Origin of the sequence: Burkholderia sp. AU15512, assembly GCF_002223325.1 — a bacterium.
GTDB lineage: Bacteria > Pseudomonadota > Gammaproteobacteria > Burkholderiales > Burkholderiaceae > Burkholderia.
In genome coordinates, this window is the sequence record NZ_NKEX01000003.1 from 491,050 (window position 1) to 512,055 (window position 21,006).

Annotated in this window: 22 protein-coding genes and 4 tRNA genes; 11 read left to right on the plus strand and 15 right to left on the minus strand. The window is 65.6% G+C overall.

The features are described 5' to 3' along the window. Window positions 1–272: 272 nt before the first annotated feature. The 5 genes from CFB43_RS04780 to CFB43_RS04800 all read left to right on the plus strand — a co-directional run bounded on the left by CFB43_RS04780 (window position 273) and on the right by CFB43_RS04800 (window position 3,648). The gene (locus CFB43_RS04780; protein ID WP_226273575.1) at window positions 273–989 is read left to right on the plus strand and encodes a GNAT family N-acetyltransferase; all 717 of its coding nucleotides are present in this window, start codon (window positions 273–275) and stop codon (window positions 987–989) included. 169 nt (window positions 990–1,158) lie between these two features. Further along, window positions 1,159–1,944, plus strand: a complete 786-nt coding sequence (minC, locus tag CFB43_RS04785; protein WP_089494280.1) for a septum site-determining protein MinC — start codon at window positions 1,159–1,161, stop codon at window positions 1,942–1,944. A gap of 59 nt (window positions 1,945–2,003) precedes the next feature. Continuing rightward, on the plus strand, window positions 2,004–2,819 hold the full coding sequence (gene minD / locus CFB43_RS04790) for a septum site-determining protein MinD (protein WP_046545140.1): 816 nt from the start codon (window positions 2,004–2,006) through the stop codon (window positions 2,817–2,819). Window positions 2,820–2,831: 12 nt separating this feature from the next. Then, on the plus strand, window positions 2,832–3,086 hold the full coding sequence (gene minE, locus CFB43_RS04795; RefSeq protein ID WP_006476634.1) for a cell division topological specificity factor MinE: 255 nt from the start codon (window positions 2,832–2,834) through the stop codon (window positions 3,084–3,086). A 160-nt stretch (window positions 3,087–3,246) separates the two neighbouring features. Continuing rightward, the gene (locus tag CFB43_RS04800; RefSeq protein WP_089460559.1) at window positions 3,247–3,648 is read left to right on the plus strand and encodes a YXWGXW repeat-containing protein; all 402 of its coding nucleotides are present in this window, start codon (window positions 3,247–3,249) and stop codon (window positions 3,646–3,648) included. Window positions 3,649–3,764: 116 nt separating this feature from the next. On the opposite strand, the gene CFB43_RS04805 is transcribed toward CFB43_RS04800, so the two are convergent. Next, a complete protein-coding gene (locus tag CFB43_RS04805) occupies window positions 3,765–5,324 on the minus strand; it encodes a chloride channel protein (protein ID WP_089494281.1) in 1,560 nt (519 codons plus the stop codon). Between the two features lie 169 nt (window positions 5,325–5,493). Here CFB43_RS04805 and waaC point away from each other — a divergent pair, with 169 nt between their 5' ends. Beyond that, window positions 5,494–6,492: a lipopolysaccharide heptosyltransferase I gene (gene waaC / locus CFB43_RS04810; protein ID WP_089494282.1), complete on the plus strand. Its 999-nt coding sequence runs from the start codon at window positions 5,494–5,496 to the stop codon at window positions 6,490–6,492. A 19-nt stretch (window positions 6,493–6,511) separates the two neighbouring features. Here the strand turns inward: waaC and CFB43_RS04815 are convergent, their stop codons facing one another. The 9 genes from CFB43_RS04815 to rph all read right to left on the minus strand — a co-directional run bounded on the left by CFB43_RS04815 (window position 6,512) and on the right by rph (window position 13,026). Then, window positions 6,512–6,691 (minus strand): hypothetical protein, encoded by a 180-nt coding sequence (locus tag CFB43_RS04815; RefSeq protein ID WP_089494283.1) that lies wholly within the window; start codon window positions 6,689–6,691, stop codon window positions 6,512–6,514. A 104-nt stretch (window positions 6,692–6,795) separates the two neighbouring features. After that, the gene (locus CFB43_RS04820; protein WP_089494284.1) at window positions 6,796–8,106 is read right to left on the minus strand and encodes an MFS transporter; all 1,311 of its coding nucleotides are present in this window, start codon (window positions 8,104–8,106) and stop codon (window positions 6,796–6,798) included. 293 nt (window positions 8,107–8,399) lie between these two features. Further along, window positions 8,400–8,891 carry an energy transducer TonB family protein gene (locus tag CFB43_RS04830; RefSeq protein WP_089494285.1) on the minus strand — a complete coding sequence of 164 codons (492 nt, stop codon included), beginning with the start codon at window positions 8,889–8,891 and terminating at the stop codon, window positions 8,400–8,402. A 335-nt stretch (window positions 8,892–9,226) separates the two neighbouring features. Further along, the gene (locus CFB43_RS04835) at window positions 9,227–9,520 is read right to left on the minus strand and encodes a hypothetical protein (RefSeq protein WP_089494286.1); all 294 of its coding nucleotides are present in this window, start codon (window positions 9,518–9,520) and stop codon (window positions 9,227–9,229) included. A 227-nt stretch (window positions 9,521–9,747) separates the two neighbouring features. Continuing rightward, a complete protein-coding gene (locus CFB43_RS04840; protein WP_089494287.1) occupies window positions 9,748–10,143 on the minus strand; it encodes a hypothetical protein in 396 nt (131 codons plus the stop codon). Window positions 10,144–10,285: 142 nt separating this feature from the next. Next, a tRNA-Ser gene (locus CFB43_RS04845) sits at window positions 10,286–10,373 on the minus strand. Between the two features lie 44 nt (window positions 10,374–10,417). Further along, window positions 10,418–11,632 carry a radical SAM family heme chaperone HemW gene (gene hemW / locus CFB43_RS04850; protein ID WP_089455780.1) on the minus strand — a complete coding sequence of 405 codons (1,215 nt, stop codon included), beginning with the start codon at window positions 11,630–11,632 and terminating at the stop codon, window positions 10,418–10,420. Between the two features lie 34 nt (window positions 11,633–11,666). Continuing rightward, a complete protein-coding gene (gene rdgB / locus CFB43_RS04855) occupies window positions 11,667–12,293 on the minus strand; it encodes an RdgB/HAM1 family non-canonical purine NTP pyrophosphatase (protein WP_089494288.1) in 627 nt (208 codons plus the stop codon). A 1-nt stretch (window position 12,294) separates the two neighbouring features. After that, window positions 12,295–13,026 (minus strand): ribonuclease PH, encoded by a 732-nt coding sequence (gene rph / locus CFB43_RS04860; protein ID WP_089472331.1) that lies wholly within the window; start codon window positions 13,024–13,026, stop codon window positions 12,295–12,297. A 173-nt stretch (window positions 13,027–13,199) separates the two neighbouring features. Between rph and CFB43_RS04865 the strand changes: the two genes are divergently transcribed. From CFB43_RS04865 to CFB43_RS04880, 4 genes are all read left to right on the plus strand, one after another. Next, entirely contained in the window at window positions 13,200–14,123 is a 924-nt protein-coding gene (locus tag CFB43_RS04865) for a YicC/YloC family endoribonuclease (RefSeq protein WP_011351283.1), read from the plus strand. A 6-nt stretch (window positions 14,124–14,129) separates the two neighbouring features. After that, on the plus strand, window positions 14,130–14,813 hold the full coding sequence (gene gmk / locus CFB43_RS04870; RefSeq protein ID WP_089494289.1) for a guanylate kinase: 684 nt from the start codon (window positions 14,130–14,132) through the stop codon (window positions 14,811–14,813). A 58-nt stretch (window positions 14,814–14,871) separates the two neighbouring features. Further along, entirely contained in the window at window positions 14,872–15,075 is a 204-nt protein-coding gene (rpoZ, locus tag CFB43_RS04875; protein ID WP_006025620.1) for a DNA-directed RNA polymerase subunit omega, read from the plus strand. 63 nt (window positions 15,076–15,138) lie between these two features. After that, the gene (locus tag CFB43_RS04880) at window positions 15,139–17,505 is read left to right on the plus strand and encodes a RelA/SpoT family protein (RefSeq protein ID WP_089494290.1); all 2,367 of its coding nucleotides are present in this window, start codon (window positions 15,139–15,141) and stop codon (window positions 17,503–17,505) included. Window positions 17,506–17,710: 205 nt separating this feature from the next. On the opposite strand, the gene CFB43_RS04885 is transcribed toward CFB43_RS04880, so the two are convergent. The 3 genes from CFB43_RS04885 to CFB43_RS04895 all read right to left on the minus strand — a co-directional run bounded on the left by CFB43_RS04885 (window position 17,711) and on the right by CFB43_RS04895 (window position 18,068). Further along, a tRNA-Arg gene (locus CFB43_RS04885) sits at window positions 17,711–17,787 on the minus strand. Window positions 17,788–17,847: 60 nt separating this feature from the next. Beyond that, window positions 17,848–17,924 (minus strand) — tRNA-Arg (locus CFB43_RS04890). Between the two features lie 67 nt (window positions 17,925–17,991). Next, a tRNA-Arg gene (locus CFB43_RS04895) sits at window positions 17,992–18,068 on the minus strand. A gap of 128 nt (window positions 18,069–18,196) precedes the next feature. On the opposite strand from CFB43_RS04895, the gene greB reads away from it, so the two are divergent. Next, a complete protein-coding gene (gene greB / locus CFB43_RS04900) occupies window positions 18,197–18,760 on the plus strand; it encodes a transcription elongation factor GreB (protein ID WP_089439460.1) in 564 nt (187 codons plus the stop codon). 83 nt (window positions 18,761–18,843) lie between these two features. Here greB and CFB43_RS04905 read toward each other — a convergent pair whose 3' ends face one another. Both CFB43_RS04905 and CFB43_RS04910 read right to left on the minus strand, forming a co-directional pair. Beyond that, complete coding sequence (locus tag CFB43_RS04905; RefSeq protein ID WP_089494291.1) at window positions 18,844–19,995, minus strand: porin; 1,152 nt, start codon at window positions 19,993–19,995, stop codon at window positions 18,844–18,846. Window positions 19,996–20,494: 499 nt separating this feature from the next. Next, window positions 20,495–20,767 carry a hypothetical protein gene (locus CFB43_RS04910; RefSeq protein WP_089494292.1) on the minus strand — a complete coding sequence of 91 codons (273 nt, stop codon included), beginning with the start codon at window positions 20,765–20,767 and terminating at the stop codon, window positions 20,495–20,497. Window positions 20,768–21,006 lie beyond the last annotated feature (239 nt).

A 21,006-nucleotide genomic window follows, 5' to 3' on the forward strand; every position in this document is an offset into this window, starting at 1 on the left:
GGAAGGGCCCGCGCACGCTGATTGAAACATGCGGCGAACGCCGGATCGACCCGTACGGCCGAGCGGTTTGTCAGACGGATGGCGTGTCGTGACGCGTGCGGATGTCGGCGCCACGGGTCCGCAACAAATGTTGCAATGCAATATTGAGAGGACGGCAGGTGCTCGTGATATCTATTTCCGGGGTCGCCAATCTTACGGATCATTACGGCTTTCGCGTTGAAATCCACGGGGTCTGACGGGCAACTGCCGCATGTCGCAAGGCGAGTGCCGGCATGCGTCGAACGAGGCTGCCGCAACCGTCTTTCGGCGGCACGCATCGGCATGGCGATGCTGCACCTGCACACGAACGGGCCGACTGGCCGCCGGCGGTGCGTGCTGCCTTTCGATTCGCGCTGTCATTTGAAAATTACGATTTGACTCATGCCCCGCTTTCGGTTGAAGCTAGTAGCTTGCTGTCCGAAGGGGGCTGTGCCTGCATGAGTTCGACCTTGACCGTTCGTCGTATCGTTGCCGACCAGGGCGGCGTGTATCGCGAACTCCGCGCCGCATCGCTGCGCGAGCCCTACGCGCCCGGCGAAGCGCCGGAGGCCGAATTGCTGAACGTCGAAACGGACGCGGCGTCGGCGATTGCCGCGCAGCGCGCCGTGTCCGACGAGTCGACGACTTTCCTGCTGTATACCGAAGGCCATCCGGCCGGCATGATCGGCGCGTATTTCGACAATACGCCCGATCGGCGCGCGTTCGTCAGCGAGCTGTGGGTGGCGCACGCGGTGCGTCATCTGCGCGGCGGCGTGCTGCTGCTGGAGACGGCCACCGCCTGGCTCGCCGAGCGCGGCGCCCAGGACGTCTACGCGTGGATTGCCGATGCGAACCGCAACGCGATCCGCTTCTACGAGCGGGCGGGGTTCGGCAATACCGGCGAACACGCGCCGATCGCACGGATGCCCGGCGCGATGAAATCGCTGTACGTATCGCAGATGAAGCACTGACGTGACGTCAGAACGCGGGCCGCACGGCGCGATGAGGATCGGGTCGCCCGCTTGCCTGCCCGCCTGCCGGTTGCGCGCCCGCCCGGGCCGCCGCCACCCGGTTCCCCAAAAATAATGGCCGCGCGCGTGGACGCCTGTAAAATACGCAAAAAATTTTTGCAGAGTGTCCATGTCGCTTAAAAAATCGCCATTCTTCGAGCTGCGCAGCGGATCGGTCGATACGTTGCTGTTCACCGTGAAGACGACCGATCTCGATGCGTTGCGTACCGAACTGGTCAAGCGCTTCGAAGCGACTCCCGAGTTTTTCGCCGACGATGTCGTCGCGATCGACGTCCGCCGCCTGGCTGACGGCGAACGCGTCGCGCTCGCGGACATCCGCCAGATGCTGAACGACGTGCGGATGCGTCCGGTGGGCGTCGTCGCACTGGCAACGCAGGGCTGGGCGGGGGAAGCCGGCCTGCCGTTGCTGGAGGCGCGCGATCGCCGCGCGCCGGCCGCGAAACCTGCCGACGAAGCGGAACCGGTGGCAGTGCCAGCCGTCGAGCCCGCCACCGCTGCGGCAGCCGCAGCGGCGCCCGAACAGCCGTCGGAGCCCGCGCCGACGCCCGTGCAGGCCGGCGGCCAGACGCTCGTGATCGACCGGCCGTTGCGTTCGGGGCAGCAGATTTACGCGAAAGGAGACCTCGTGGTGCTCGCGCCGGTCAGTCACGGCGCGGAGATCATCGCGGAAGGCAATATCCACATCTACGCGCCGTTGCGCGGCCGCGCACTCGCGGGCGTGCACGGCAATCACGACGCGCGCATTTTCTGCACGTGTCTCGAGCCGGAACTGATTTCGATCGCGGGTATCTATCGAACAACCGAGAACCCGTTGCCCGCCGAAGTACTGGGCAAATCGGTGCAGATCCGGCTCGAAGAGGAAAAACTGATGATCGAACCGCTGCGCCTGACGTAAAACACGCGGAGCGCTCCGGATCGATCGGCTCTCATTGACGAACACAGGGTATTGGGTAAATGGCAAAAATCATCGTGGTGACCTCGGGCAAGGGCGGCGTGGGCAAGACGACGACGAGCGCGAGCTTTGCGTCCGGTCTCGCGCTGCGCGGCCACAAGACGGCCGTGATCGACTTCGACGTCGGCCTGCGCAACCTCGATCTCATCATGGGCTGCGAGCGCCGCGTGGTGTACGACCTCGTGAACGTGATCCAGGGCGAAGCGAACCTGAACCAGGCGCTGATCAAGGACAAGAAGTGCGAGAACCTGTTCATCCTGCCCGCGTCGCAGACGCGCGACAAGGATGCGCTCACGCGTGACGGCGTCGAGAAGGTGCTGAACGATCTGGTCGCGATGGACTTCGAATACATCGTCTGCGATTCGCCGGCCGGTATCGAGGCGGGCGCACTGCACGCGATGTACTTCGCGGACGAAGCGCTGATCGTCACGAACCCGGAAGTGTCGTCGGTGCGTGACTCGGATCGCATTCTCGGCATCCTGTCGTCGAAGACGAAGCGCGCGACCGAAGGCAAGGATCCGATCAAGGAACACCTGCTGATCACGCGCTACAGCCCGAAGCGCGTCAGCGAAGGCGAGATGCTGTCGCTCGAGGACATCAGCGAGATCCTGCGCATCAAGCTGATCGGCGTGGTGCCCGAGTCGGAAGCCGTGCTGCATGCATCGAACCAGGGTCTGCCGGCCGTCCATATCGACGGTACCGATGTCGCGGAAGCGTACAAGGACGTCGTCGCGCGTTTCCTCGGCGAAGACAAGCCGCTGCGCTTCACTGATTACCAGAAGCCGGGCCTGCTGCAGCGCCTCTTCGGCAGCAAGTAACGGAGGCCGCCCATGTCCATCCTTTCGTTTCTCCTCGGCGAGAAGAAAAAGTCCGCATCGGTCGCGAAGGAGCGCCTGCAGCTCATCATCGCGCACGAGCGCGTCGGCGGCCGGCCGCCGGCCGATTATCTGCCGGCGCTGCAGAAGGAGCTGGTCGCGGTCATCTCGAAGTACGTCCATATTTCGGACGATGACATCCGCGTGAGCCTCGAGCGCCAGGACGATCTCGAAGTCCTCGAAGTGAAGATCGAGATTCCGCAAGCCTGACCGTTGCGGGTATCCCTCCGCACGGCGGCACTCGCCGCCGTGCGCGTCTTACGCCCTGTTGCACTTTCGGGCATGCCGTAACACGGCGTCTGTCGGCCGTTACCGCGCCTCCCGCATTGAACGAATACGCTCGCGTAACTTGTTCAACCAGGAGGTTGTGATGGCTGTCTCTACCGTTCAACGTCGTATCGTTTCGCTCGCATTGCTTGCCGCGAGCCTGTCAGCCGTCGTCGCGCCGCTTGCCGCACACGCGGACGAGATTCTCGTCGGCACCCCCGTGATCGTGCCGCAGGGCCGCATGGTCGTCGCCGAGCCGGTCGCCGTGCGCACCGAGGAAGTCGTGATCGTCGCGCCGAACGCACCGCCGCCGGTGCGCTACGAGGTCGTGCCGGCCTCGCGCGTGGGCTACGTGTGGGATCGCGGGCACTGGCACTGGGAGCATGGCCGCTACGTGTGGATCGGCGGCCACTGGGAAGCCGAGCGCGTCGGCATGCAATGGGTGCCGGGCCACTGGGACCAGCGCGGTCCGAACTGGTTCTGGACCCGTGGCCACTGGGCGTGACGGAGGCGGACGATGAAAAGAACCGCAATCGCCATCGCGCTCGTCGCGATCACGCTGGCCGGATGCATCGTCGTGCCGGCGCGGCCCGTGTACTACCGGCCGGCGCCCGTCGTGATCTATTGAGCGTCGCGCGGGCCGGGCTGTGCCGGGGCGTGCGTCCCGGCTGCGGCCGGCTCGTCGTCGTGCAGCGCCGGTGCATGGGCTGCGTCCTCGGCCGGCGCGGTGGCGGGGGGCGCTTCGTCGCCCTTGCCGCCTTCGTCGCGCAGCGTGTCGAGCGGATCGGCGGGCGCCGCGGCCGCATCCTGCGGCTCGGTGATGCCGGTTGCCGCCGTCGCGCTCGCCGCGGTTGCCACAGCCGGTTCGGCGGCTGTGACGGGCGGCGCGAGATAGCGCAGCGCGAGCGTCTCGTAGAGCGGCGGCGCGAAGACGCGCGACACGCGGCTCGACACCAGCGCGGTGGCCATCAGCGAAATCACGAGCGCGTGACCGTTGATCATCTCCATCACGATCACGAACGACGTGATCGGCGACTGCGTGACGGCCGCCATGTAGCCGACCATCGCGAGCGCGATCAGCATCGGCAGGCTCATGTTGCTGAACACGATATGCAACAGGTTGCCGAACCCGGCGCCGATCGACAGCGACGGCGCGAAGATCCCGCCCGGGATGCCCGGCAGGTACGACGCCACCATCGAAATCATCTTCAGGAACGGATAGAAAACCGACAGGTGCTGGCTGCCGTCGAGCAGGCCGCGCGCCTCGGCATAGCCGCTGCCGAAGGTCGTGCCGCCCGATACGAGGCCGACGACGGCGATTGCGAAGCCGCACAGTGCGGCGAACGTTATCGGCCGCTCGCGATACAGGCCCAGCAACTGCGCGGGCAGCCAGCGTCCCGTGTTGAGCAGCAGCCAGCAGAACACGCCGCCTGCGATCCCCGTGACGATCGCGGTGACCAGCACGGCGAGCGCGAGCAGTTTCGGGAAATGGGGGCCGGCATCGATCGTGCCGAAGTACGTGTAGTTGCCGTTCAGGCCGAGCGCGACGACGCCGGCGAGGATGATCGCGGTGATCAGCACGCCGCTGGCGCGCGCGGAGAAGCTGCGCGTCAGCTCCTCGATCGCGAACACGATCCCGGCGAGCGGCGTATTGAACGCGGCCGACAGCCCGGCCGCCGCGCCGGCGAGCACCAGTTGGCGTTCGATCTGCGCGTTCGAGCGCGGGTAGAAGCGTCGCAGGTTGAACATCAGCGCCGCGCCGACTTGTACGGTCGGCCCTTCGCGGCCGATCGTGAAGCCGCCCAGAATGCCGAGGAACGACACCAGCACCTTGCCGAACAGGATGCGCAGCGTCAGCAGCCGGGAGCCGAACGCGCTCGGGCGCGCATGCAGCGTCGCGATCACCTGCGGGATGCCGCTGCCCTCGGCGCCGCGGAAGAAGCGCCGCGTGATCCATACCGACAGCGCGGCGATGGCCGGCGTCAGCAGCAGCGGCAGCCACGCGGCGTGATCGCGCATCGTGCGGAAGGTTTCGTAACCCCAGTCGATCAGACGCGCGTAAAGTACGGCCGCGAGGCCGACGACGATCGCACCGAGCCAGAAAACGCCATACTGGCGCCAGATCCTCAGCGAACGACGGGTGAGGGCGGGAAACAGGGCGGGAAGAGCGGGGCGTGGCATCGGCGCGGGCCGGCAGGCAAAGATCGAATTATAAAAAGAACCGGATGCGGGCGGGGAGCGAGAATGTTCCTGAAAGGAGATGCATTTTGTTGCAAAAGTAATTTCACGTAATGTCTGCGCATGTAACCATCGTGAGCATGCCAAATTGACTGGCTTATCTCCACACATCGTGAAACGTATTCTCATCGTGAAAGTGACGTCGCTCGGCGACGTTGTCCAGACGCTACCCGTCGTCGCGGATCTGCATCGCGCCTTTCCCGGCGTAACGGTCGACTGGGCCGTGGATGAATCGTGCGCGGAGGTCGTGCGCTGGCATCCGGGCGTCAGCCGTGTGCTGTGCGCGCCGCTGCGCCGTTTCAAGAAGATGCGCAATCGTGGCGACCTGAAGGCGATCACGGCGTCGATCGGCGCGCTGCGGGCGCATCGCTACGATGCGGTGATCGATCTGCACGGCGTCTACAAGAGCGCGATCATTTCGGCGCTCGCGCGCGCCGCGCGCCGCGTCGGCTACCAGACGCAGGATCTCGGCGAAACGGGCGCACGCTTCGCGTATTCGCATCGTTTCGGCCCGCGGCCGGACTGCGACGCGTGGCACGGGATGCGCGTGAGCGCCGGCGAGGCGCTCGGCTATGTGCCTGAAGGTATCGCCACGTACGGCATCGTTCCGCCCCGGGACGTGAACCTGCCGGCTGCCGTGACCGATGGCGCCCCATTCATGCTGCTGTTCCATGCGACGTCCAACCCCGACAAGAAATGGCCGGCCGACCACTGGGCCGCGCTCGCCACGCAGATGATGGCGCGTGGCGTACGCGTGCTGTTGCCGTGGGGATCGGCTGCCGAGCATGACGATGCGCAGGACATCGCCGCAGGCGCGCCGGGTGCGGTCGTGCTGCCCGCGATGACGGTGCGCGAGCTCGGCGCGGCGCTCGGCCGGGCTGCGCTCGTGGTGGGGGTCGATACGGGGTTCGTACATATGGCGCACGCGCTGCAGCGGCCGACCGTGATGATTTTCGTCGCGACGTCGCGCCATCATTGCGGCATCGGCGGCGCGCCGAATGCGCTGTCGATCGGCGAGCCGGGCACGATGCCGTCGGTCGACGAGGCGCTGGACGCGATCGATACGGTCAGCCCGGCCTATGGCGCGCTGCGCGCGCGGCTGACCGCCTGACGAGGTGGGGCGCGGTGGTTCAGGCGAGCAGCGCCTCGACCGTGAGGACGGCGGCGACGGCCGCCAGATTCGCCAGCAGCGCCTCGAACACGAGGCCGCGCCAGGTCTGCGGCCGGAAGCGCATCGCGAGCAGGATCGCGCCACCCAGCGCGAGTGCGAGGATCAGGACGAGATCGGCATTGCCGAGGCGGATGTGCATGGCGGCGGCTCCTTCGGGGCGGGATCCCGGGGGCGCGCAGCGGCGCACCCAGGATCGAGTATAGGCAGCGCCGGCCTGCGCACAACCCGGGTCGCCCCGGAGTCTCAGACGAGCGATGCGTCGCGCGTCTCGCGCATCAGCAGCACGCCGATCAGGCTGATTGCCGCCGCAACCGATACATAACCGCCGACCCACGACAGCCCGCCGCGCGCCGCCAGCAGTTGCGCGATATACGGCGCGATCGACGCGCCGAGGATCCCGCCGAGGTTGTACGCGACGCCCGCGCCCGTGTAGCGGACGTTGGTCGGGAACAGCTCCGGCAGCAGCGCGCCCATCGGCGCGAACGTCACGCCCATCAGGAACAGCTCGATCGTCAGGAACAACGCGACGAGCGGCATGGAGCCGCTGCCGAGCAGCGGCTCCATCGCAAAACCCGACAGCAGTGCGGCGATCGCGCCCACGACGAGCACCGGCTTGCGGCCGAAGCGGTCCGATGCCCACGCGGACAGCGGCGTCGCGAGTCCCATGAACACGACCGCGAAACACAGCAGGCCGAGGAAACTCTGGCGCGGAATATGCAGCGCCGACACGCCGTAGGACAGCGAGAACACCGTCGAGATGTAGAACAGCGTGTAGCAGACGACCATGGCGAGCGCACCGAGCAGCGTTGGCCGCCAGTGTTGCGTGAGCAGCGTCGCGACCGGCACGCGCACGCGCTCGTTGCGATCGAGCGCGGCCTGGAATGCGGGTGTTTCGGTGATCTTGAGCCGCACGTACAGGCCGAGCGCGACGAGCACCGCACTGACCAGGAACGGGATGCGCCAGCCCCAGCTGCGGAACTGCTCGTCCGACAGCGACAGCGCAAGCGCGAAGAACAGTCCGTTCGACATCAGGAAGCCAACCGATGGCCCGAGCTGCGGGAACATCCCGAACCAGCCGCGCTTGCCCTGCGGCGCGTGCTCGGTCGCGAGCAGCGCGGCGCCGCCCCATTCGCCGCCAAGGCCGATCCCCTGGCCGAAGCGCAGCACGCACAGCAGCACCGGCGCGAGCGCGCCGATCGCGTCGTAGCCGGGCACGAAGCCGATGGCGGTGGTGGATACGCCCATCACGAGCAGCGATGCGACGAGCGTCGACTTGCGGCCGATGCGGTCGCCGAAGTGCCCGAACAGGAACGAGCCGATCGGGCGAGCGATGAACGCGATGCCGAACGTGACGAAGGCGGACAGCGCCTGGGCGGTCGCGGACCCGTGCGGGAAGAACACGGGGCCGATGACGAGCGCGGCGGCCGTTGCGTATACGTAGAAATCGTAGAACTCGATCGCGGTGCCGATGAAGCTGGCGAACACGATGCGCCGGTGGCTGACGGCGCCGGCCGAACCGGTTGCGTGTGCAACGGTCGGGGGGGATGCGGACATGGATGTCTCCGTTTTGTCGTTGGGGCGGTCGGCTGAGCGTGCGGTCGGGCAGGCGGATGCCTGCCGGGGGCAGCCGAGCGGATGATGCGGTGGCGGCGTGGACGCGCGCCGTGGCGCGGACGTCACCCGCCGGTCGACGATGGAGACGGGTACGTCGCCGCCGCCCGGTGCCGGCGTGGTCGGCTCGCATGCCGGGTGCGGCGCGCGAACGCGCGCGCGGCGTGATGGCCGCGCGATTGCGGAAAATTATAGCCAGCGCCGCCGCGCACCGGCAATCGCGGGGCGGCGACCGGTCAGTCGATCGATTGCGCCTGCGCCGACGCGGTGCTTTGCAACTGGAAGTGGCCGTCGTCGTTGAAGAGCCAGCCTTCCATCAATTCGAGCCGGCCGTTGCCGTCGAGCAGTCGCGACGGTGGCGGTGGCAGCGGCGCCGAGCGGCGCAGCGACGCGAGCGCGAGTGCTTCCGCTTCGCTGTCGCCGTTGCTGCGATAGACGGACGCGTTGACGAGCCGGCCGCTGCCATCGACGGTGAAGGCCACGACGACGAGCGAGCGGAGCATGGCCTGTGGTATGCCGTGCAGCATGCCGGACGGATTGCGTTCGGCGACACGCTGCGCGACTTCGACGCGGTACTGGTCGAGGCTGCCGCTGCGGGTGATCGACGGAACCGTCAGGATCGAGTGCAGCGACGGAGGCGGCGTGATCGTGCACGCCGCGAGCATGGCGACGACGGCCAGCGCAACTGCACGCAGCCGGTCGACATGCAAACGGGGAAGAGGGCGCATGGGAGGCTAGCCGGAAGTGACTATAAAAAAATGATAGGCGCACGGACGCGGGCCGATATCGGGAGAAACGCATAAGGGGCGATGCCGGATGTTGCGATCGTTGATGACGAGACGGCGTGCGCTCGCGCAGCGCGGTGTGACGTGACATATGACAGCACGCTCGCGTGGCTGCCGCACGTGTGCATCCCGGCGTGCGTGTTGCAAGGTTGAAAGAAACGCGAGGAACGCGAGTGGCACGCAGGCGCGTGGCGAGGAGCCGGCGCGTGTGCAGCGGATCGCGGCAGGCAGCACCACGAGTGCGCCCGCGCCATCTTCGGCGATGCGTGCGGCCCGGTTCAGAAGCCGTGCGTGACGAGTGACAGGATCGACAGGTCGGGGTGCGTGCCGTCGATGATGCTCTTGCCGATGTGCACGGCTTCGTGGACGGCTTCATCGAGGCTCGCGAAGCTTTCCTCGCCGTCCGCATGGAAGGGCACCGCGTGGCCGGGCAATGCGGGATTCGCGCCCGGATGGCACACGTAACCGGTATAGGTGTAGCGCGTGTCGCTGCCGGGCACGACGGCCGGCACGACATGGATCTCGAAGCCTTCGTAATCGACGTGTTCCGCCGGTGTCGACAGTTCGGTCATGGCGATCTCCGTGTACCGCCCGCAGGGGTGGCGCGCGCGGCATCGAGTACGCGGCGGCGGTCGTGTCGCCGTGTTGATCGAATTCTAGGTGATCGAGCGGCCGGCCGGGAGGGTGGCTTACGGTGCGTTGCGATGCGATGCGATGGCGGGCGCAGCTCAAGGGCCGCGCGAGGGCCGGCGCGAACGCCCGTGCCGTTTCGGCGGACGGGCTCGCGCGCGGCGCTGCATCATTGCTTGCAGCGCGCGTCCTTGCGCTGCACGACGATGATCACCGGGTATTTCTGGCCGTGATCGAGCTCCACGCGCGCCACGACGGTCAGCGTCGCCGGATCGGAATCGTCGTACACGCTGACCTGTTCGTTCCTGAGGTAGGTCACGCCGGTGCAGTTCGACGTGCGTCCATCGTCGCCCACCTTGCACTGGAGGTCGTTGTCCTTCACGTAGTTGTAGGGCGACGGGCTCGCGAGGTATTCGCTCAGGCCGCGCGGCGAACCGCCGACGCCCGTCACGTAGGCGATCGCGCACGACGCTTGCGCGTCGCTGCCGGCGGCGGTGTCGGCCGTCGCCGGCGTGCTGACGGCAACCAGCAGTGCGGCGAGCGACGGGGCGATGAAGGGCTTCATGACGTGGGTTTCCCGTTTCGCGAATCGGAGCGCCGGATTGTAACGGCATCCGGCGTGACGCGTCGGAACGTGGGGGAAGGGCGTGCGCGGACCAACAAAAAACCCCGTCATTCGGTGAATGGACGGGGTTTGGCGAACTTCCTGGCGGAAGCGGTGAGATTCGAACTCACGGACAGTTTCCCGTCGCCGGTTTTCAAGACCGGTGCCTTAAACCGCTCGGCCACGCTTCCACACGAGGCGGCATTGTAACCGAAATGCCGCGTGGTTCATCCCTTCAATCGTCGCGTAGGAACAATTCCTGCAGGTCGTTGAGGAAACGCTGGCCCAGCGGCGTCGGCGCGATCTGCGCGAAATCGCGCGCGATCAGCCCGCGCCGTTCCGCTTCCTGCAGCGCCGGCTCGATCGTGCTCATCGGCAGGCCCGTGCGTTCGGCGAAGCTGTGCACGGGGAAGCCCTCGACGAGCCGCAGCGTGTTCAGCATGAACTCGAACGGCAGGTCGCGCGCGCCGACTTCACGCTCTTCCTGCACGGCCGTGCCCGCCATCGCCTGCTCGATGAAGGTCGCCGGATGCTTGTAGCGTGCCTGCCGCAGGATCCGGTTCGGGAACGACAGCTTCGTGTGTGCGCCCGCACCGATCCCGAGATAGTCGCCGAAGCGCCAGTAGTTCAGGTTGTGCTTGCACTGATGATTCGGCTTCGCATACGCGGACACTTCGTAGCGCCCGTAACCGGCCTCGGCCGTGCGCGCGTGAATCCATTCCTGCATGTCCGCCGACGCGTCGTCGTCGGGCACGACCGGCGGGAACTTCGCGAACAGCGTATTCGGCTCGAGCGTCAGGTGATACAGCGACAGATGCGGCGGCGCGTACGACAGCGCGGTCTCGATGTCGGTGCGGCATTCGTCGAGCGTCTGGTTCGGCAGCGCGAACATCAGGTCGAGGTTGAAGTTGTCGAAGTTCTTCGCGGCGATCTCGACCGCGGCGCGTGCCTGCGTCGTGTCGTGAATCCGGCCGAGCGCCTTCAGGTGCGTTTCGTTGAAGCTCTGGATGCCGACCGACAGGCGATTCACGCCACTCGCGCGGAACTGCGCGAACTTCGCGGCCTCGAACGTGCCCGGATTTGCCTCGAGCGTGATCTCGGCATCGGCGTCGAGCGGCAGCAGCGCACGCACGTCGGACAGCATCCGGTCGAGGCCGGCCGCCGACAGCAGGCTCGGCGTGCCGCCGCCGATGAATACCGTATGCACCTGGCGGCCCCATACGAGCGGCAGCGCCTGCTCGAGATCGGCGCGCAGCGCGTCGAGATACTCGGTTTCCGGAAACCGTTCGCCCTTCCACTCGTGCGAATTGAAATCGCAGTACGGGCACTTGCGCACGCACCACGGGAAATGCACGTACAGCGCGAGCGGCGGCAGCGACGTGAGCCGCACCTGGCCGGGCGACGTGAAGGTCGCGACGACGCGCGCGCCGGTTTGCGCGGCCTGGCTCATGCGACCTCCGCTGGCGAACGGGTATCGGGCGTGCTCATGCTTCCTCCGCGAGCCGCGCCAGCAGCGCCTTCAGCGCCAGCGCGCGATGGCTGTGCGTGTTCTTCACGGCCGGCTCGAGTTCGGCGGCCGTCGCGCCGAGCGACGGCAGGTAGAAATACGGGTCGTAGCCGAATCCGTGCTCGCCGCGCGGCGTGTCGACGATCTCGCCCGCCCAGCGTCCTTCGGCGAACAGCGGCTCGGGGTCGTCCGCATGGCGCACGAGCGCGAGCACGCAGCAGTAGTATGCGCGCCGGTCGTCGACGCCGCGCAGCCGCTCGACGAGATACGCGTTGTTCGCCGCGTCGCCCTTGTCACGGCCCGCGCGCTGCGCGTAGCGTGCCGAATAGACGCCCGGCGCGCCGCGCAGCACGCGCACGCACAGGCCCGAATCGTCAGCGATCGCCGGCAGCCCGGTGAGCCGCGACGCGTGGCGTGCCTTCGTCAGCGCATTCTCGATGAAGGTGCCGAACGGTTCCTCCGCTTCCGGCACGGCAAGGTCGCCCTGCGGGACGATCTCGATGCCGACCGTCGAGAACAGCGCGGTGAATTCGCGCAGCTTGCCCGCGTTGTTCGACGCGAGAACGATGCGCGACAGCGGCGCGGTGGTGTGGTCGTCCGGCATGTCAGGCGCCCAGCACGTCTTTCTGAAGCTGCACGAGTTCGGCGATCCCGCCTTGCGCGAGGTCGAGCAGCGCGTTCATCTCGGCGCGCGAGAACGGCACGCCTTCGGCCGTGCCCTGGACTTCGACGAAACCGCCGGCGCCCGTCATCACGACGTTCATGTCGGTGTCGCACTGCGAATCTTCCGCGTAATCGAGGTCGAGCACGGGCGCGCCCTGGTACACGCCGACCGAGATCGCGGCGACGTGGTCGGTGATCGGCGAGCGGGTGAGCTTGCCGGCCGCGATCAGCTTCGACACGGCGTCGTGCGCGGCGACGAACGCGCCGGTGATGCTCGCCGTGCGCGTGCCGCCGTCGGCCTGGATCACGTCGCAGTCGATGTGGATCGTGCGCGGGCCGAGCGCTTCGAGGTCGAACACCGCGCGCAGTGCGCGGCCGATCAGGCGCTGAATTTCCTGCGTGCGGCCGGTCTGCTTGCCGCGGGCGGCTTCGCGGTCGCTGCGCGTATGCGTCGCGCGCGGCAGCATCCCGTATTCGGCGGTCAGCCAGCCTTGCCCGCGGTCGCGCAGGAAGTCGGGCACGCGCTCGGACACGCTCGCGGTGCAGAGCACCTTGGTGTCGCCGAACTCGACCAGCACCGAGCCTTCGGCATGTTTCGTGTAGTGGCGGGTCAGGGCGACCTTGCGCAGTTCGTCGGCGCGGCGGCCGCTCGGGCGGGAAACGGAGGACGTCATGTGGGAATCGCGGAACGAGAGGAAACCCCGATTTTAGCGCCGAACGGCGGGCGTGCCCGGCGGGGTGGTCCGCAAAAATGGGATAATGCGCGCTTCCCGCCCCGCGCTTTCCGATGCGCCGGGCGCCTCGACATATCCCCGCCCGCGAGGGCACCCAGACGGCGAGACGAACCATGATCTACAGCATGACGGGCTACGCGAGCGCGACGCGCGAACTCGCGACGGCCACCGGTAACGGCGGCACCAGCGTGTCGGTCGAACTGCGCACCGTGAACTCGCGCTTTCTCGACCTGAATTTCCGGATGCCGGACGACGTGCGCGCGTGCGAACCCGCGCTGCGCGAAATGCTGATGAACAAGCTGTCGCGCGGCAAGGTCGACATCCGCATCAACCTGCAGCGCGGCGAGCAGAGTATCGGCGCGGGCGCGCTGAACCAGTCCGCGCTCGGCCAGCTTGCCGAGCTCGAGCGCTCGGTGCTCGACTCGTTCCCGGGCGTTGGCCGCCTGCGCGCGGGCGAGATCCTGCGCTGGCCCGGCGTGATCGCCGAGAGCGGCGTGTCGGCTGACGCGATCCGCGAGGCGGTGCTCGCGTGCGGCAAGGAAGCGATCGGCGAGCTCGTCGTCGTGCGTTCGCGCGAAGGCGCGCAACTGGCGACGATGCTGCTGTCGAACGTCACCGAGATGGAAGCGATCGTCGCGCGCATCACGCCGCTCGTGCCGGAGCTGATCGCGAAGCATCAGCAGAAGATCGTCGAACGGCTGCAGGAGGCGCTCGGCATCGCGGCGCCCGAAGGCAGCTCGACGATCGTCACGCGCGAGGAAGCCGCGGAGCGCATTCGTCAGGAAGTGACGATGTACGGGATCCGGATCGACATCGCGGAAGAGCTGTCGCGGCTCACCGCGCACCTGAACGAAACGCGCCATGTGATCGAGAAGGGCGGCCGCGTCGGCAAGCGTCTCGACTTCATGATGCAGGAACTGAATCGCGAAGCGAACACGCTCGGCTCGAAGGCGGCGGCGAAGGAACTCGCCGACGCGTCGATGGCGCTCAAGCTGTTGATCGAGCAGATGCGCGAGCAAGTGCAAAACCTGGAGTAAAGCAACATGACGGAATCTACCCGCGACGCGCACGCGTCGCATTCGCTGCACGGCGGCGTCTATCCCGGCAACCTGTTCATGGTCGTCGCGCCGTCGGGCGCCGGCAAGTCGACGCTCGTGAATGCGCTGCTGTCGAAGGACAGCGACATCTGCCTGTCGATCTCGTACACGACACGCAAGCCGCGCCCGGGCGAGCAGGACGGCCAGCACTATCACTTCACGACGGTCGAGGATTTCCGCGCGCGTCACGCGGCGCACGAATTCCTCGAGAGCGCGGAAGTGCACGGCAACTACTACGGCACGTCGCGCGTCTGGATCGAAGAGCAGATGAGGAACGGCCACGACGTGCTGCTCGAGATCGACTGGCAAGGCGCGCTGCAGGTGAAGAAGCAGTTCCGCAACGCGGTCGGCATCTTCATCCTGCCGCCGTCGCTCGACGCGCTCGAGGAGCGCCTGAAGAAGCGCGGCCAGGACGAGCCGAACGTGATCACGCGCCGCCTGCTGGCCGCCGGCAGCGAGATCGCGCACGCGTCCGAAGCGGAATACGTGGTGATCAACGAGAACTTCGAGCGTGCGCTCGCGGAGCTCGAATGCATCGTCGCGGCCACGCGCCTGCGCTTTGCTTCGCAGTACGCGCGACACACGGAGCTGTTCATCGAGCTCGGCATCCATCTGCCCCACGCGGAATGACGCGGGGGACGAGGGACATAAGGTAGAATAAGGACTATATTCAGAAGGAATTACCAACATGGCTCGCATTACCGTCGAAGACTGCCTGAAGCAAATCCCGAACCGCTTCGAACTGGCGCTCGCCGCCACCTATCGCGCGCGGCAGCTCGCGCAAGGCCATACGCCGAAGATCGAAAGCCGCGACAAGCCGACCGTCGTCGCGCTGCGCGAAATCGCTGCCGGCCAGGTCGGCGTCGAGATGCTGAAGAAGGTGCCGGTGTAACGCGCATCCGGCCCGTTCCAGCCATGTAATCCACGCGCGCAACGACTCGACCTGGAGGCGAATATGAGCACCACCCCATCGTCCGCCTCCGCGGATTCGACCACCGAAGCCACGGCCCAGTCGCCTGCGCGCCAGTACATCGACGCGGTCCTCGAACAGTCCTTCCGGCATCTGTTCGGGCCGACCGCCACACCGGAGCAGCCCCGCAAGCACGGCGTCGTTTCGATCGCGAAACTGACGGCCGTGCTTGCCGAGTATCTTCCTCCGGAAGAAATCAAAGAGGTCAAGGCGGCGTTCCACTTCAGTGACGAAGCCCACCTCGGTCAATATCGCCAGAGCGGCGAACCCTACATCACCCATCCCGTCGCCGTCGCGGAAATCTGCGCCGGCTGGAAGCTCGACGCGCAGGCTGTCATGGCCGCGCTGCTGCATGACGTGATGGAAGACCAGGGCGTGACCAAGAGCGAGCTGGCCGAACGGTTCGGCCCGAAGGTCGCCGAACTGGTCGATGGGCTGTCGAAGCTCGACAAGATGGAATTCCGCAGCCGCGAGGAAGCGCAGGCGGAAAACTTCCGCAAGATGCTGCTCGCGATGGCACGCGACGTGCGCGTCATTCTCGTCAAGCTCGCCGACCGCCTGCACAACATGCGCACGCTCGGCGCGGTGCCGATGGAAAAGCGCCGCCGCGTCGCGCGGGAAACGCTCGACATCTACGCGCCGATCGCGCACCGCCTCGGGTTGAACAACACGTATCGCGAGCTGCAGGACATGAGCTTCGCGAACTTCAACCCGCATCGCTACGCGACGCTCGAGAAGGCCGTGAAGGCCGCGCGCGGCAACCGCCGCGAAGTGATCAGCAAGATCCTCGAAGCCGCGCAGCGCGCGATGGCCGATGCGAAGATCGACGCCGAGATCACCGGCCGCGAAAAGACCATCTACAGCGTGTACCGCAAGATGCGCGACAAGCAGCTGTCGTTCTCGCAGGTGCTCGACGTGTACGGCTTTCGCGTCGTCGTCGACAGCCCGCTCGACTGCTACACGTGCATCGGCGCGCTGCACGCGCTGTACAAGCCCGTACCCGGCAAGTTCAAGGACTACATCGCGATCCCGAAGATCAACGGCTATCAGTCGCTGCACACCACGCTGGTCGGCCCGTTCGGCGCGCCGATCGAGTTCCAGGTGCGCACGCGCAAGATGCACGAGATCGCCGAGGCGGGGGTCGCCGCGCACTGGCTGTACAAGAACGGCAGCGCGGATCTCAGCGACGTGCAGAAGCGCGCGCACCAGTGGCTGAAGTCGCTGCTCGACATCCAGAGCGAAGCCGGCGATTCGAGCGAATTCCTCGAGCACGTGAAGATCGACCTGTTCCCGGATGCGGTCTACGTGTTCACGCCGAAGTCGAAGATCATGGCGCTGCCGCGCGGCGCGACGGCACTCGATTTCGCGTATTCGATCCACAGCGATCTCGGCAACCAGTGCGTGGCCGTGAAGATCAACAACGAGTTGCTGCCGCTGCGCACCGAGCTGAAGAGCGGCGACATCGTCGAGGTGATCACGGCGCCGTATTCGAAGCCGAACCCTGCGTGGCTCGGCTTCGTGCGTACCGGCAAGGCGCGCTCGGCGATCCGGCACTACCTGAAGACGATGCGCCTGAACGAATCGGTGCAGCTGGGCGAGCGACTGGTCGACCAGAGCCTGAAGGGCTACGGTCTCGCGCTGGCCGATGTCGAGCCGGAAGTGTGGGAGAAGCTCGTGCAGTGGACGGGCAACAAGAGCCGTCAGGAAATCTTCGCGGACATCGGCCTTGGCCGCCGCGTGGCCGCGGTGATGGCCAAGCGCATCGAGGTGCTGATGAGCGGCCGCGATGCGGACGACGATCTGCCGAAGTCCGAGCGGCATTCCGCGCACCACGCGCCGCCGGTCGTGATCACCGGCACCGAAGGGATGTCCGTGCAGTTGTCCGCATGCTGCCGGCCGATTCCGGGCGACGCGATCATGGGTTACATCGGCATCGGCCTGGGGATGGCGATTCATACGACCGATTGCCGCGTGGCGCAGCGTATCCATCGCCGCGATCCGGGCCGCTGGATCGACGTCGAATGGGCGCCGCAGCCGGGCCGCCTGTTCGATGTCGCGGTGAAGGCGCTCGTGAAGAACACGAAGGGCATCTTTGCGCGCGTGGCGGCGGACATCACGTCAGCCGACGCGAACATCGTGCATATCGCGATGGACGAGGATCTGACGCACGAGTCGACGGTGCTGCGCTTCGTGATCCAGGTCAGCGACCGCGTGCATCTCGCGAACGTGATGCGACGCGTGCGAACCAATCCGGACGTGATGCGAATCATGCGCGAGCGTTCGACCGACGACGGTGCGCATGCGCGCCACGACGGCGGCATGCGCATCGAACGCGAGCGTCAGGATTACTGACGCGGCCCGTGTGGGCGAGCGATCGACGGCGGCCAATGGCCGCCGTTTTCATTTGTGCTGTTTGGTGGCGAGCGCGTGCGGTGTCGTGGCCGGCGTTCTTCCGACAAGGGGCGTGACGCGACCGTACGTTGCCGTGCGTCGAGCAAGGGGAGGAAGGGGAGGCGGAAAAGAAAAAGGGCTTTCCCGGAGGAAAGCCCTTTTAAGGTGGCGCGGCTGGCAGGATTCGAACCCACGACCCCTTGGTTCGTAGCCAAGTACTCTATCCAACTGAGCTACAGCCGCACGCAAAACGGTACTTCTCAACTGTCGGAACCTTCTGCGATGGGAAGGCCCCCAAAAAAGTGGCGCGGCTGGCAGGATTCGAACCCACGACCCCTTGGTTCGTAGCCAAGTACTCTATCCAACTGAGCTACAGCCGCACGCAAAACAAAACTTCTACTGCTTCGAACTGAAAGGGCCTTCGGTTCAGAAGGCCCTCGAAAAAAGTGGCGCGGCTGGCAGGATTCGAACCCACGACCCCTTGGTTCGTAGCCAAGTACTCTATCCAACTGAGCTACAGCCGCACGCAGAAGCGAAATTATAGCAGGGTTGTATAAAAAGGGAAGCCTTATTCGCAAATTAGGTGCATGGCCTGACCGGGGCGCCCTTCGTGTACCCTTGGAGCATCAGTCATCCATGTTGAATCTGCATCATGAACAAGGCGTTTGTCAAAGAGTCGGACGGCGACGACGACGATCTGGACCAGGCCCAGCCAGCGATTCCAGCGGGCTCGAAGAACTACATCACGCCCGCCGGCCACAAGCGGCTGAGGGACGAATTGCTGAACCTGATCGACGTCGAGCGTCCCGAGGTCGTGCGGCTCGTGTCCTGGGCCGCGTCGAATGGTGACCGGTCGGAGAATGGCGACTACATCTACGGCAAGCGGCGGCTTCGCGAGATCGATCGCCGCATCCGCTTCCTGACGAAGCGGCTCGATCTGGCCGAAGTCGTCGATGCGAGCCGGCAGGAGAATGTCGACCAGGTGTTTTTCGGCGCAACGGTCGATTACGAGACACCGGACGGCGAGGATCACACGATCACGATCGTCGGGATCGACGAGGTCGATCTCGATCGCGGCTGTGTCAGCTGGATTTCGCCGGTCGCGCGCGCACTGATCAAGGCGAAGATCGGCGATACCGTCATGTTGATGACGCCGGCCGGCCCGCAGCCGATCGACGTGCTCGACGTCCGTTACCCGGCGCCGGGCAACGCCTGAGCGGCGCACGGCGCAACCCGGCAAAGAAAAAGCGCCCCGATGGGGCGCTTCGTCATCCGGCGCGCGGCGGAACTGCCGGGCGCTCAGAAGCGATGGCGCAGGCCGGCCGTGACCGCGATCTGCTTGTTGGTCGATGAAGCACCACCGAGGCCATTGACATAGGCGCCGATGCCCAGGCCGTCCGTGCTGACGCGCTGATACACGCCTTGCACATACACGTCGGTCCGCTTGGACAGGGCATAGTCGGTCTGCAGGTTGAACTGGTTCCAGCCCGGGTGGCGGCCGTCCAGGAAGCCGGCGGTGTACGTGTACGACCCGGCCAGCGACAAGGCCGGCGTGAGCGCGTAGCGCGCGTTCACTTCGTAGTTGTTGAAGCGGGCAAACGTGCCGTCGAGACCCAGCCCGTTCGACACGCCCGACGCACCCGCGGAGATACCGAGCGCCCGGTTCACGCGCGATTGCGTGAACACGAAGCCGGCCGTTGCCGGACCGAACGTGTAGTTCAGGCCGCCGCCGAACACGCGCTGACGCTTGCCGACGAACGTATTGTCGCCTGCCACCGCGCCGCCGCCGTTGGTGACCGCCGCCGACGTGAGGCCCGAGATGTCATTGTTCAACTGCAGGTAGCCGGCGCCGATATTGAAGCCGGCGTAGGTGTACGACACGCCTGCGCTATACGCGCGATTGTTCGAGAACTGGCTGCTGTTCGAGAAGCCGTACAACGCGCCGAACTTCAGTCCGCCGTAATTGACGCTCGTGTACTTGACAGCGTTATTGATCCGGAACGAATTGTTCAGGTTGTCGTTGTCGAACGGGTGGGCAAACTGGGTGCCGCCGAATTGCGTACCGGTCAGCGACAGCGGCCCGATGTAGTCGACGACGCTATCGTATTGGCGACCGAGGGTGACGGCGCCGAACTGGTCATGAGACAGGCCGACGAACGCCTGGCGGCCGAATTCGCGGCCATTCTGGCCGAGCGTGCCATTGGCGATGTTGAAGCCGTTTTCCAACACGAAGATTGCTTTCAGGCCGCCACCGAGATCTTCCGTGCCGCGCAGGCCCCAGCGGCTGCCGTTGATCTGGCCGCTGCGTTCCGACCATGAGCTGTGGCCACCCTGGTTGTTCGTATAGGTGATGCCTGCATCGATCAGGCCATAGAGCGTCACGCTGCTTTGGGCGTGAGCTGCCGTAACAAATACACCCGACAACGCGGTGACGATCAGGGTTTTTTTCATGGATCTGTCTCCAAACAGGATGATGTCGATCGAACCTGCTGCGGACTGGCATGTTGTGCTTGACGTTGCGGCCGGTCCGGCAGAGCGGCGGTGCGCTTATCAAAAAGCCATCTGCAGTGTACGGAGTGCGTGGAGCGGGGGAAGGATGCGCTTTAAGCAATAATATATTTTGGAATCCGCAAAGATCGGCGATATGGCGCAAACGATTGACCATCAAGGATTTGCGGCGGTGCAGCGAAGAAAAATGGCGATCAGGACTACGTAACGGGCGTTGCGCGATCGCGACAGATGGTCAGCAGGAGGCGGGGATCGTCGTCATCCGATTATTGACACATCGGCAATAGAGGTTTGTGTGGAGCATGGCTAATGAAAGGTTGTTCTCTCGCTATACTGCGATCTCTGCTTTCCGAAGCAGACTTTTTCGTTGACGGAAAAGATCTCCAAACCTTTGTCGGCGCGACTTCCCAGTCGCGCTTTTTTTTGCCCGTCGGTCCGCGCGCTATTGCGCGAACGAACGCCGCTTGCGCTTGGCCGCGGGTGCGGCCTCCTTGGCTTCGTTGGGCGGCGGCGTGTATGTCCAGTCTTCCATCACATAGTGACGGGCATCGAGAGGCGACGAGAGCAGGTTCTGCCAGTGATCGCCATGCCAGGTCGTATCGAATTCGGTGTCGCACGGCGCTTCGCGCGAGGACGCGGACTCGGCCAGGGCGCGGGACTTGCGGTGTACGCGTCCGAGCCGGCTCGCGAAGCGCTTGATTCCGTCCAGCCACATGACCTTCTCCTTCCTTCCGACGTTAAGTGAGCATCGCAATGTCCCCGGATTTCCGCAACCCGGAAAAAACCCGAGGAATTTACCGAACCGATTTGTCCCCGGTAGGAATTTCACGGCCGCGATTATTAATGTTCTGATCCCGGTAATATTGACAGGTTTTTGTTGCGAATCAATTAATCAAAGGCGTCGGTGTACCGATTCCAGTGGTATTAGCTATTTTTTGATAAAACGATCGTCAA